We start from the raw sequence: 12,914 nt of genomic DNA, 5'->3' as shown, positions 1-12,914 counted from the left end.
GGAAATCTCCGATCAGCAATTGCAGAGAGGTTTCAAACCAGGGACTCATTACGTTCATCTCGCCGCTCCAGCCTGTATTGCCGACCGTTTTCTTCTTGACTGCGAATGCTCGCCCAATGCTGGCCTTTCATCCAATTGTCATATTTCAGACATAGAGTGTTCACACGGCCTCTCGATACTTGGCCCCGATCCAACTATCCCTATCTGCTAGGAGCAAGGCATGAAACTGAAACGTTTGATGGCGGCAATGACTTTTGTCGCTGCTGGCGTTGCGACCGCCAACGCGGTGGCCGCAGGTGTTGATCCGGCAATCCCGGCGTACGTCAAGACCACTGGTGTGTCGGGCAACTTGTCCAGCGTCGGTTCCGATACCCTGGCCAACCTGATGACCCTGTGGGCCGAGGGTTACAAAAAGGAATACCCGAACGTCAACATCCAGATTCAAGCTGCCGGCTCCGCCACCGCGCCACCTGCGCTGACTGAAGGCACCTCCAACCTGGGCCCGATGAGCCGCAAGATGAAGGACACCGAACTGGCTGCCTTCGAGCAGAAGTACGGCTACAAGCCAACCGCTATCCCGGTTGCCGTGGATGCCCTGGCTGTGTTCGTGCACAAGGACAACCCGATCCAGCACCTGACCATGGAGCAAGTCGACGCGATCTTCTCCTCGACGCGTCTGTGCGGCGCCAAAGCCGACGTGAAAACCTGGGGCGACCTGGGTGTGACCGGCGACCTGGCCAACAAGCCAGTGCAACTGTTCGGTCGTAACTCGGTATCCGGCACCTACGGCTACTTCAAGGAAGAAGCCCTGTGCAAAGGCGACTACAAGCCTAACGTGAACGAACAACCCGGCTCGGCTTCGGTCGTGCAGTCGATCAGCTCCTCGCTGAACGGCATCGGTTACTCGGGCATCGGCTACAAGACCGCCAGCGTGAAGACCGTGGCCCTGGCCAAGAAAGGCAGCACTGACTTCATCGAAGACAGCGAAGAAAACGCCCTGAACGGCAAATACCCGCTGTCGCGTTTCCTCTACGTTTACGTCAACAAAGCCCCGAACAAGCCTCTGGCCCCGCTGGAAGCCGAGTTCGTGAAACTGGTTCTGTCCAAACAGGGCCAGGAAGTTGTAGTGAAAGACGGCTACATCCCACTGCCAGCCAAAGTTGCCGCCAAGGCACTGGCTGACCTGGGCCTGAAAGAAGGCAACTGATTGCCTCTGCGGGAGCCGGTACGCCGGTTCCCGCATCACTAATTTTCAATCCGCTGCCAGCCCTGCTTCGCGGCGGATTTCCTGCGTCACTGCATTGTCATCTTTCTGTCATACAGGATCGCTAGGGTGTGCGCATGAATGATCTGGCCAATTCCACCATGACGACAACTTCTCCCCCCAAGCGCATTGATTTCAATACGCCTGAGCTGCAACGCAAGCGCCGCATCCGCGCGCTCAAGGACCGTCTGACCCGTTGGTACGTGCTGGTTGGCGGCCTCGCCGTTCTCGGTGCCATCACCCTGATTTTCTTTTTCCTCGCCTATGTGGTCGCGCCTTTGTTCCAAGGCGCCTCGCTGACCAAGGAAGACGCACTGACGCCCGCCTGGATGCAGGACGCCGGCAAGCCTTTGTTGATCTCCCTGGAAGAGCAGAACCAGGTCGCCATGCGGGTATCCGACAAGGGCCAGGCGCTGTTCTTTGATGTCACGACCGGTGCCGAACTCAAGCGTGTCGACCTGCCGCTTGCGCCGGGCGTGAGCGTTGCTTCCATTGGTGAAGATCAGCCGGGCAGCCCGCTGGTGATCCTCGGATTGTCCAATGGCCAGTCCCTGGTGTTCCGCCACACCTATAAGGTGTCGTACCCGGACGGCAAGAAAACCATCACGCCTGCGATTGAATACCCCTACGGTGAAACGCCGATCGTGCTCGACGATGCCGGTCGCCCGTTGGAGCACGTCGCCCTCAATGCCACCGATACGTCGCTGGTGGTGGCAGGCTCGGCCGGTTCGTACTTGAACGTGCTGACCCTGAGCCGCGAAGAAAACATGATGACCGGTGAAGTCACCAGCGAGCAGAAGCGTGTCGAGCTGCCGCAAATGACCGAACCGGTGAAGGCGATCTTCATTGATCCGCGCCAGCAGTGGTTGTATGTGATCAACGGCCGCGCCCTGGCGGATGTGTTCAGCCTGCGCGACAAGAGCCTCAACGGTCGCTACAAACTGCTCGAAGACGGCAACGCCGAAATCACCGCCAGCACCCAGCTGGTGGGCGGTATCTCGCTGATCGTCGGTAACTCCAAAGGCGGCCTGGCCCAGTGGTTCATGGCCCGTGACCCGGATGGCGAGCAGCGTTTCAAGCAGATTCGCACCTTCCAGATGGGCACCGCGCCCATCGTGGAAATCACCGCCGAAGAGCGTCGCAAAGGCTTCACTGCCCTCGACGCTTCCGGCACGTTCGGCGTGTTCCACAGCACTGCCCACCGCACCCTGCTGGTGGATCCGGTGGTCGACGGCCAGGGCGTGTTCGGCCTGTCGCCTCGCGCCAACCGCGTGATCGTCGAAGCCGGCGGCAAGCTGCAGCCGCTGCTGCTGGACAACCCGCACCCGGAAGTGTCCTGGAGTGCGTTGTGGAGCAAGGTCTGGTACGAAAACTACGACGAGCCTAAGTACGTCTGGCAATCGACCGCCGCCAACACCGACTTCGAACCCAAGATGAGCCTGGCGCCATTGACCTTCGGTACGCTGAAGGCGGCGTTCTACGCCATGCTGCTGGCGGCGCCCCTGGCCGTTGCCGCGGCGATCTACACCGCTTACTTCATGGCCCCGAGCCTGCGCCGCAAGGTCAAGCCGGTGATCGAATTGATGGAAGCGATGCCGACGGTGATCCTCGGCTTCTTCGCCGGCCTGTTCCTGGCGCCGTATGTCGAAGGGCATCTGCCGGGGATCTTCAGCCTGCTGATGCTGTTGCCGATTGGCATCCTGGTGGCCGGGTTTGTCTTCAGCCGCCTGCCTGAATCCATCCGCCTGCGGGTTCCCGACGGTTGGGAAAGCGCGATCCTGATCCCGGTGATCCTGTTCGTGGGCTGGCTCTCGCTGTACATGAGCCCGTACCTGGAAACCTGGTTCTTCGGCGGCGACATGCGCATGTGGATCTCCCACGACCTCGGCATCACCTACGACCAGCGCAATGCCCTGGTGGTCGGCCTGGCCATGGGTTTTGCGGTGATCCCGAACATCTACTCCATCGCCGAAGACGCCGTGTTCAGCGTACCGCGCGGCCTGACCCTGGGCTCCCTGGCCCTAGGCGCCACGCCGTGGCAGACCATGACCCGCGTGGTGATCCTGACCGCCAGCCCGGGCATCTTCTCGGCGCTGATGATCGGCATGGGCCGCGCCGTGGGCGAGACCATGATCGTGCTGATGGCCACCGGTAACACGCCGGTGATGGAGATGAACCTGTTCGAAGGCCTGCGCACCCTGGCGGCCAACGTCGCGGTGGAAATGCCCGAGTCGGAGGTCGGCGGCAGTCATTACCGCGTGCTGTTCCTCTCGGCGCTGGTGCTGCTGCTGTTCACGTTCATCATGAACACCCTCGCCGAGCTGATTCGTCAGCGTCTGCGCAAGAAATACTCGTCGCTTTAAGAAAGGTAGAAGTCTGTGAAACAGAACTCCCTGAATGGATGGTTCAAGAGCGGCGCTCCCGGCGTCTGGATCAGTGGTGGCGCGGTGTCCATCGCGGTCATCATGACCATTGGTTTGCTGGCGGTGATTGCTGTGCGTGGCCTGGGCCACTTCTGGCCGGCTGACCTGATCCAGGCCAACTACAACGTGCCGGGCCAGGAAAACCATATCGTCATCGGCGAAGTGGTGCAGAAAGAAGAAGTGCCGCGCGAGCGCCTGAAAAGCGCGGGCCTGCCGGTGCCCGATGCGGGCCCGGAATTCATGACCCGCGAGCTGATCAAGGTCGGCAACCGTGACCTGAACGGCAACGACTTCACTTGGATCGTCGGCGAGTGGTTGAAGGACCAGACCACGCCGAAAAACCTGATGACCATCGAGCGTCGTGAGTGGGGCAACTTCTACGGCACCCTGGTCAACGTCAAGCAGGATGGCAAGGTCATCGCCGAAGGCGAGGCCGCGTGGCCGGAGCTGCAAGCCCGCGTGGACCGCGTTAACAAGCTGGCGGCCCAGCTCAAGACCCTGGAGAAATCCGACATCGGCGCGATCAACGCCGGCCTCGAACGCATTCGCCTGCACGGCCGCAAGCTTGAGCTGGAAGGCAAGCTCGACGCCGCCGCCCAGGCCGACATGGATGCCGACCGCGCCGAGCTGAACGCCCGCTACCAGGACATCGAAGCACGCCTGGCCGACCTGCACGCCCAGTTCAACCGCGACGCTTTGACCGCTCGCGATGGTAACGGCAAGGAAATTGAAATCGGCATCGGCAAAGTGGTGCACGCCTACCAGCCGAACGCCATGGGCACCGTGACCAAGATCGGTTTCTACTTCAGCAAGGTGTGGGAATTCCTCAGCGATGACCCGCGGGAAGCCAACACCGAAGGCGGGATCTTCCCGGCCATCTTCGGCACCGTGATGATGACCCTGATCATGGCGATGATCGTGACCCCGTTCGGCGTGCTGGCGGCGGTATACCTGCGTGAATACGCCAAGCAGAACACCCTGACGCGGATTATCCGCATCGCCGTGAACAACCTGGCGGGTGTACCGGCCATCGTCTACGGCGTGTTCGGCCTGGGTTTCTTCGTGTATGTATTGGGTGGCTCGGTCGACCGTCTGTTCTTCGCCGAAGCGCTGCCGGCACCGACCTTCGGTACACCGGGCCTGCTCTGGGCCTCGCTGACCCTGGCGCTGCTGGCGGTACCGGTGGTGATCGTGGCCACCGAAGAAGGCCTGGCGCGGATTCCGCGTACGGTGCGTGAAGGCTCCCTGGCGCTGGGCGCGACCAAGGCGGAAACGCTGTGGAAGATCGTGCTGCCGATGGCCAGCCCGGCGATGATGACCGGCATGATCCTCGCCGTGGCCCGCGCCGCCGGTGAAGTGGCGCCGCTGATGCTGGTCGGCGTGGTGAAACTCGCCCCGTCGCTGCCGCTGGACGGCAACTACCCGTATCTGCACCTGGACCAGAAGATCATGCACCTGGGCTTCCATATCTATGACGTCGGCTTCCAGAGCCCTAACGTCGAGGCGGCACGGCCGCTGGTGTACGCCACCGCCTTGCTGCTGGTGCTGGTGATCGCCACGCTCAACCTGTCGGCGGTGTGGATTCGTAACCACCTGCGCGAGAAGTACAAGGCGCTGGACAGCTAATCTGAATTGAACGCGGACTTATTTGTGGGAGGGGGCTTGCTCCCGATTGCGGTGTGCCAGCCAGCACACATGTTCCTGATGCACCGCTATCGGGGGCAAGCCCCCTCCCACACAACAGCACAGGGAGCATCCCATGCAACACGACACCCATTCCCACGGCATCAACATGTCTGCCCTGGGTCGCGACAAACAGAGCCTGAGCTTGGCCCAGGAAACTGTGGCCATCGAAGTGCCGGGCCTGAGCCTGTACTACGGTGACAAGCAGGCGCTGTTCGACGTCAGCATGAACATCCCCAAGCAGCGCGTGACCGCCTTCATCGGCCCGTCCGGCTGCGGCAAGTCCACGTTGCTGCGTACCTTCAACCGCATGAACGACCTGGTCGACGGCTGCCGCGTGGACGGGGCCATCAACCTCTACGGCACCAATATCTACCGCAAGGGCGAAGACGTGGCCGAGCTGCGTCGCCGCGTGGGCATGGTGTTCCAGAAGCCTAACCCGTTCCCCAAGACCATCTACGAAAACGTGGTCTACGGCCTGCGCATCCAGGGCATCAACAAGAAGCGCATCCTCGACGAAGCGGTTGAGTGGGCCCTTAAAGGCGCGGCGCTGTGGGACGAGGTCAAGGACCGCCTGCACGAGTCGGCACTCGGCCTGTCCGGCGGCCAGCAGCAACGCCTGGTGATCGCGCGCACCATCGCCGTGGAGCCGGAAGTGCTGTTGCTCGACGAACCGTGCTCGGCACTCGACCCGATCTCGACGCTGAAAGTCGAAGAACTGATCTACGAGCTCAAGTCCAAGTTCACCATCGTCATCGTGACCCACAACATGCAACAGGCGGCGCGGGTTTCCGACTACACCGCGTTCATGTACATGGGCAAGCTGGTGGAGTTCGGCGATACCGACACCCTGTTCACCAATCCGGCGAAGAAGCAGACCGAAGACTACATCACCGGTCGCTACGGCTAGGAAGCTGTGGTTCTGATTGCACTGACGCTGCGGTTCTCCGCACCTTACCGGACGCTCCAAGGACGCCAACATGATTAGTAAAGAAGGCCTTACCCACCACATCTCCGCGCAGTTCAACGCCGAGCTCGAGGAAGTGCGCAGCCACCTCCTGGCGATGGGCGGGCTGGTGGAGAAGCAAGTCAACGACGCCGTGACCGCGCTGATCGAGGCTGACTCGGGCCTGGCCCAGCAAGTGCGCGAGATCGACGACCAGATCAACCAGATGGAACGCAACATCGACGAAGAATGCCTGCGCATTCTCGCCCGTCGCCAGCCGGCGGCATCCGACCTGCGCTTGATCATCAGCATCTCCAAGTCGGTGATCGACCTCGAGCGGATCGGCGACGAAGCCACCAAGATCGCCCGCCGTGCCATCCAGCTGTGCGAAGAGGGTGAAGCGCCGCGCGGTTATGTCGAAGTGCGTCACATCGGCGACCAGGTGCGCAACATGGTGCGTGATGCCCTTGATGCCTTTGCGCGCTTTGACGCCGACCTGGCGTTGTCGGTGGCGCAGTACGACAAGGTCATCGACCGTGAATACAAGACCGCCCTGCGTGAGCTGGCCACCTACATGATGGAAGACCCGCGCTCTATCTCGCGGGTCTTGAGCATCATCTGGGTGCTGCGTTCCCTGGAGCGGATCGGTGATCACGCGCGCAATATCTCGGAACTGGTGATCTACCTGGTGCGCGGTACCGACGTACGGCACATGGGCCTCAAGCGCATGAAGGCCGAAGTTGAAGGTTCAGCCGATCAAATCCCTAATGTTTCGGGTGAATCTGACGATAAGTAAGGTTGCCCGAGAAATTAACGCCCGGCCTTTGGTCGGGCGTTTTCGTTTGCGGCCCCCGATTTTTTTGCGAGTCGGGTAAAAGAAAGTCCGAACGTGACTACAGAGTTTTGGCAAAATGCCATCAGTCAGGCGTTTTGCGTGCCGAAGTTTTTATAGGATGAAGGGTCGATGAGTAAAGTCAGTGTATTGGTGGTGGATGACGCCTCGTTTATCCGCGACCTGGTGAAGAAGTGCCTGCGCAACTACTTCCCCGGGATCAAGCTTGAAGATGCGGTAAACGGCAAGAAGGCCCAGACCATCCTGATGCGCGAGAGCTTCGACCTGGTGCTGTGCGACTGGGAAATGCCGGAGATGTCCGGCCTGGAGCTGTTGACCTGGTGCCGCGAGCAACCGCACCTCAAGTCCATGCCGTTTGTGATGGTGACCAGCCGTGGTGACAAAGAGAACGTGGTCCAGGCGATCCAGGCCGGGGTTTCCGGCTACGTCAGCAAACCGTTTACCAACGAGCAACTGTTGAACAAGGTCAAACAGGCCCTGCACAAGGTTGGTCGCCTCGATGCCCTGGTCGCCAGCGCGCCGACCAAGATGAACTCGGCCTTCGGCAATGATTCCCTGAGCGCCCTGACCGGTGGCAAGCCAGAAGCCGTACGTGCCGCCCCCGTCGCGGCTGCCGCGTCTGCGCCAAACAAAGGCCTGCTTAACAACGCCCCGCCGGTCCAAGCGCCAGGCGCTGCACCCACTGGCGGCCGTGGCCAGGGCCAGTTGCGCCTGTCCAGCGGCACCCAGCAATGCGTGATCAAGGCGCTGAGCATCAAGGAGGCGCTGCTGGTGGTGCGTCGCGGTGAGGTCCTGCCTCAGGTGCTGGAAAGTGCCGTGCTCGACCTGGAACAGGGCGACAACGCTGAGGTGGCCCGTCTCAACGGTTACCTGCACGCCATCGTCGCCTTCGAGCCCAAGCCCGATAGCGATTGGCTGCAACTGACCTTCCGCTTTATTGATCAGGACGCGCAGAAGCTCGACTACATCTCCCGCCTGATTGCGCGTGGTACGGCGCAGAAGCATTTTGTGCCGGGTGCCTGACCTTGTGGTGAGGGAGGTCCCACTACCTCTTCGACATAGCGCTGGCGCGCAGCAAACTGGGGCCTCTGTGGCGAGCGGGCTTGTCCCGCGTTGGGGTGCGAAGCGCCCCTGACGAAGACGAATGCGGTGTATCAGGCACTCCTCTGCGCCTGGTTTCGGGGCTGCTGCGCAGCCCAGCGCGGGGCGAGCCCGCTCACTACAAGATTGTCATCAACCGTTGTTAGCTTGCTGTTCATTCACTCCGGCAGGTTCGCGCCATGGTTCTTCGCCTCTTGCTGTCCTGCACGTTGGCTGCGGTCGCCACTTCGACCCAGGCCATGACCCTCTACAAATCCACCGATGCCAACGGCATGGTGTTCTTCAGCGACCGGCAAACCCCCGGTGCCCAGGCGTTCGTGATTCAAGAACGCAGGGTCGAGCGCGTACAACGGCCAGCACTCGACAGACCCAAACCTGGTTACCCACAACAAGCCTACCGCTACCCCTTGCCCTGGCGTGGCGGTCCGTTCCGTCTGACCCAAGGCCCCAACGGCAGTTTCAGCCACACCGACGCCAAAAGCCGCTACGCCATGGACATTGCCATGCCCGAAGGCACGCCGATCATTGCGGCGCGTAGCGGTGTGGTGGTGAAAATCGAGAATAGCCAGATCGGACGCGGCAACGATGCGTCGGGCAATTTCGTGCGCGTGCAGCATGATGACGGTACCCAGGGCGTGTACCTGCATCTCAAGCAAGGTTCGGTCAGCGTCAGGGCGGGGCAGCGCGTAGCAGTGGGCAGCGCGCTGGGGTTGTCGGGCAATACCGGCAACAGCAGCGGGCCGCACCTGCACTTCGTGGTGCAGCAGAGTAGCGAGGCCGGGCTGGTGTCGATCCCTTACGAATTCAACCAGCCGGTGGGGACATTGCCCAATTTTGCATTGGGCAATTGAGGGTCAATCCAGCAGCAGGACCTTGGCCAGTACGATCTTCGGCCCTTTCATCTTCTTGATGATGATCCGCAAGCCTTCAACCTCCAGCACTTCTTCCTCTTCCGGTACCCGTTTGAGCGTGTCGTAGACCAGCCCTGCGAGGGTTTCGGCCTCAATGTGGTCCAGGTCGACACCCAACAGGCGTTCCACCTTGAACAGCGGCGTGTCGCCCCGTACCAGCAGTTTGCCGGGCTGGTAGGCGAGGATGCCGCGCTCGGCCTTGCGGTGTTCGTCCTGAATATCGCCTACCAGCACTTCCAGCACGTCTTCCATGGTCAGGTAGCCGATGATCTTGCCGTCGGCTTCTTCCACCAGGGCAAAGTGCGCGCCGCCTTTGCGGAACTGCTCCAGCAACTGCGACAACGGCATGTGCCGCGACACACGTTCGAGCGGGCGGGTCAGTTCGGCCAGGTTGAACGATTCTGGGATGTGGTCCAGGGCCGCCAGTTCCAGCAGCAGGTCCTTGATGTGCAACAGGCCGACAAACTCGTTGCGCACCGCGTCATATACCGGATAACGGCTGAACTTATGGCGGCGGAACAGTGCGAGGATTTCCTTGAGCGGGGCGTTGAAGTCCAGGGTCACCAGGTCTTCACGGGAGTTGGCCCAGTCCACCACTTCCAGCTCGCCCATTTCCACGGCGGAGGCCAGTACGCGCATGCCTTGGTCGCTCGGGTCCTGGCCACGGCTGGAGTGCAGGATCAACTTGAGCTCTTCGCGGCTGTAATGGTGCTCGTGGTGCGGGCCAGGCTCGCCTTGGCCGGCAATGCGCAGGATCGCATTGGCGCTGGCGTTGAGCAGGTAGATCGCCGGGTACATGGCCCAGTAGAACAGGTACAGCGGCACCGCCGTCCACAGTGACAGCAGTTCGGGCTTGCGAATGGCCCAGGACTTGGGTGCCAGTTCACCGACCACGATGTGCAGGTAGGAAATCACGAAGAACGCGGCAAAGAACGACACGCCCTTGATCACTTCCGGCGATTCGACGCCTGCGGCGCCCAGCAGCGGCTCCAGGATATGCGCAAAGGCCGGCTCACCGACCCAGCCCAGGCCCAGGGAGGCGAGGGTGATACCCAGCTGGCAGGCCGACAGGTAAGCATCGAGCTGGCTGTGTACGGTACGCAGGATCTGCCCGCGCCAGCCGTTGGTGTGGGCGATGGCCTCGACCCGGGTCGAGCGCAGCTTGACCATGGCAAATTCCGCCGCAACGAAAAAACCGTTGAGCAGTACCAGGATCAGAGCAAAAAGAATCATGCCGAAATCGGCGAAGAGTGTGGCGAGGGTGATACCAGGGGAAGGGTCCATGATTGGGTTTTGCAGGTTCCGTGTGTTCAATAAGGGGGGACAGAAGGGCCTGGAAGGCAGGCGCAAGTCGGCCAATGTAGCGGCTGACGGGGCGCTTGCCTAGTGGTTGCCGCCGGGTGGGGTGTGGAATGCCTTATTCGAAACAGCACAATTCCAATTGTGGGAGGGGGCTTGCTCCCGATAGCAGTGTGTCAGTCAGCATATCTGATACTGGTGCACCGCCATCGGGAGCAAGCCCCCTCCCACATTTGGTTTCGTGCTGTGTTCGAGTTATTCATCATTTCCGACGAGCCGCGAACGGGTCATCTGCGCTGGCGGAAAATGGCAGGTGAACGTACTGCCATGCCCCAGCACACTGCTGATTTCCAGGCGCGCACGGTGGCGCAGCAGCACATGCTTGACGATGGCCAGGCCCAGCCCGGTGCCGCCGGTGTTGGAGTTGCGGCTGGAGTCGACGCGGTAGAAGCGCTCGGTCAGGCGCGGCAGATGCTTGGCGTCGATGCCGATGCCGGAGTCCTGCACGCTCAGGTGTGCGCCTTGTTCGTCGGCCCACCAGCGGATGCGGATAGTGCCCTTGTCCGGGGTGTACTTCACCGCGTTGAACACCAGGTTGGAGAACGCGCTGCGCAATTCGCCTTCGCTGCCTTTGAGCAACACTCGCGGGTCGGCATCCAGGCTGATCTGCTGCCCGCGCTCGCCCGACAGGGCCTGGGCGTCATTCTTGATGGTCTGCAACAGGCTTTGTACGGCCACCGGATGGTTGTCCGACGGATAATCCGTGGCTTCAAGCTTGGCCAGCAACAGCAAGTCGTTGAGCAGGGTCTGCATGCGTGAACCCTGCTGCTGCATTTGCTGCAGGGCACGGCTCCAGCGCGGGTTGATCTCGTCGACGTTGTCCAGCAGCGTCTCCAGATAGCCGCAGATCACCGTCAATGGCGTACGCAATTCGTGGGAAACGTTGGCGACGAAGTCTTTACGCATCTGTTCCAGTTGATGGATGCGGGTTACGTCGCGCACCAGCATCAGGTGTTCGTTGTTGCCGTAGCGCGTCAGGTACAGCTGGATACGCACGCGGTCGTTGGTCGGCGAGGGGATTTCCAGCGCTTCCTCGTAGTTTTCCTGCTCGAAGTACTCTTTGAAGCGTGGGTGGCGCACCAGGTTGGTCACTGGCTGGCCGCTGTCCTGGGGGGTCTTGAGGCCCAGCAGGGTCTCGGCGGCGCGGTTCCACCATTCCAGGTTGCCATCGCTGTCGAGCATGATCACCGCGTCTTTGAGCGCGGCGGTGGACTCCTGCACCCGGTCGATCACCGCTTGCAGGCGCCCGCGTACCCGTTGGTCGCGGCGTTGCAGGTGGTAGATGCTGTCGAACACCTCACCCCACAGGCCGTAGCCGTCAGGTGGCGCTTCGTCGGGTTTGTGCTGGCGCAGCCATTCATGCAGGCGCAGCAATTGTTTGAGGGTCCAGCCCAGGTACAGGGCGATACCAATGGCCAGGCTCCAGCCGTAATAGCCGCTGACCAGGCCTACCAACAGGCAGGCGGTGATCAACAGGAGCATGTGGCGGATCAGGGTGCCATGCCAGTTTTGGTTCACTTAAACATGCGTCCTTGTCAGCTGTTAAGGAAGGGCTGGCTCAGCCTTTGGTTGAAAACCGGTAGCCGGTGCCGCGCACGGTTTGTACCAGATTCTCGTAAGCGTCACCCAAGGCTTTGCGCAGGCGGCGGATATGCACGTCAACGGTGCGCTCCTCCACATACACGTTGCCGCCCCACACCTGGTCCAGCAACTGGCCACGGGTATAGGCGCGCTCCTGGTGGGTCATGAAAAATTGCAGCAGGCGGTATTCGGTCGGGCCCATCTCGGCCGGCTTGCCGTCGATGGTCACGCGGTGGCTGATCGGGTCCAGCAGCAGGCCGCCGACTTCAATAGGCGCTTCGCCATCGGTCGGGCCGGCCCGGCGCAATACGGCCTTCAGGCGCGCTACCAGCTCCCGTGGGGAAAACGGCTTGGTGATGTAGTCATCGGCGCCGACTTCCAGGCCCTGGATCTTGTTGTCCTCTTCGCCCTTGGCGGTGAGCATGATGATCGGGATATCCCCGGTCAGCTCATCGCGCTTGAGGCGGCGGGCCAGTTCGATGCCGGAGGTGCCGGGCAGCATCCAGTCCAGCAGGATCAGGTCCGGCTTGCGGTCGACGATAATGGCATGGGCCTGCTGGGAGTTCTCCGCCTCCAGGCAGTCATAGCCGGCCATTTCCAACGCAACGGCGATCATCTCGCGGATGGGCGCTTCGTCGTCAACAATCAGAATGCTCCTGCCAACCATGCCTAAAATCCTCTTGTCATTTAACTGTCTTGCGCCGCATTAGATAACGGAAATATTGCAGTCGTGTGACAGTAATTTAGTCGCTCGGGCAATTAGCGGCACTCTGGACTACGCTTTGGGTCCGAA

The 12,914-nt window shown here is 61.2% G+C and carries 10 protein-coding genes; 7 read left to right on the top strand and 3 right to left on the bottom strand.

Annotation, left to right across the window (positions count from 1 at the left end; genetic code table 11):
- The first annotated feature begins 220 nt into the window (after window positions 1-220).
- From HDC32_RS20035 to HDC32_RS20005, 7 genes are all read left to right on the top strand, one after another.
- Entirely contained in the window at window positions 221-1,207 is a 987-nt protein-coding gene (locus HDC32_RS20035) for a phosphate ABC transporter substrate-binding protein PstS (RefSeq protein WP_017135798.1), read from the top strand.
- Window positions 1,208-1,593: 386 nt separating this feature from the next.
- On the top strand, window positions 1,594-3,627 hold the full coding sequence (locus HDC32_RS20030; protein ID WP_178116729.1) for an ABC transporter permease subunit: 2,034 nt from the start codon (window positions 1,594-1,596) through the stop codon (window positions 3,625-3,627).
- Window positions 3,628-3,642: 15 nt separating this feature from the next.
- Window positions 3,643-5,313: a phosphate ABC transporter permease PstA gene (gene pstA / locus HDC32_RS20025; protein ID WP_131697683.1), complete on the top strand. Its 1,671-nt coding sequence runs from the start codon at window positions 3,643-3,645 to the stop codon at window positions 5,311-5,313.
- A gap of 133 nt (window positions 5,314-5,446) precedes the next feature.
- Window positions 5,447-6,280 (top strand): phosphate ABC transporter ATP-binding protein PstB, encoded by an 834-nt coding sequence (pstB, locus tag HDC32_RS20020; protein WP_027608247.1) that lies wholly within the window; start codon window positions 5,447-5,449, stop codon window positions 6,278-6,280.
- A 70-nt stretch (window positions 6,281-6,350) separates the two neighbouring features.
- Window positions 6,351-7,112 (top strand): phosphate signaling complex protein PhoU, encoded by a 762-nt coding sequence (phoU, locus tag HDC32_RS20015; RefSeq protein ID WP_184745221.1) that lies wholly within the window; start codon window positions 6,351-6,353, stop codon window positions 7,110-7,112.
- Between the two features lie 168 nt (window positions 7,113-7,280).
- Window positions 7,281-8,192, top strand: coding sequence for a response regulator (locus HDC32_RS20010; RefSeq protein ID WP_131697682.1), 912 nt, complete (start codon window positions 7,281-7,283; stop codon window positions 8,190-8,192).
- Between the two features lie 257 nt (window positions 8,193-8,449).
- Window positions 8,450-9,121 (top strand): M23 family metallopeptidase, encoded by a 672-nt coding sequence (locus HDC32_RS20005; protein ID WP_145337393.1) that lies wholly within the window; start codon window positions 8,450-8,452, stop codon window positions 9,119-9,121.
- A gap of 3 nt (window positions 9,122-9,124) precedes the next feature.
- On the opposite strand, the gene HDC32_RS20000 is transcribed toward HDC32_RS20005, so the two are convergent.
- The 3 genes from HDC32_RS20000 to phoB all read right to left on the bottom strand — a co-directional run bounded on the left by HDC32_RS20000 (window position 9,125) and on the right by phoB (window position 12,788).
- A complete protein-coding gene (locus tag HDC32_RS20000; protein ID WP_131697680.1) occupies window positions 9,125-10,465 on the bottom strand; it encodes a hemolysin family protein in 1,341 nt (446 codons plus the stop codon).
- Between the two features lie 270 nt (window positions 10,466-10,735).
- Window positions 10,736-12,022 (bottom strand): phosphate regulon sensor histidine kinase PhoR, encoded by a 1,287-nt coding sequence (gene phoR, locus HDC32_RS19995; protein ID WP_205885705.1) that lies wholly within the window; start codon window positions 12,020-12,022, stop codon window positions 10,736-10,738.
- Between the two features lie 76 nt (window positions 12,023-12,098).
- Window positions 12,099-12,788, bottom strand: coding sequence for a phosphate regulon transcriptional regulator PhoB (gene phoB / locus HDC32_RS19990; protein WP_003176964.1), 690 nt, complete (start codon window positions 12,786-12,788; stop codon window positions 12,099-12,101).
- Between the last annotated feature and the right edge of the window lie 126 nt (window positions 12,789-12,914).

Source organism: Pseudomonas sp. JAI120, from assembly GCF_014207255.1.
Lineage (GTDB): Bacteria > Pseudomonadota > Gammaproteobacteria > Pseudomonadales > Pseudomonadaceae > Aquipseudomonas.
Note: the sequence above shows the minus strand (reverse complement) of the source record. Positions and strands in the feature narration are given on the sequence as shown.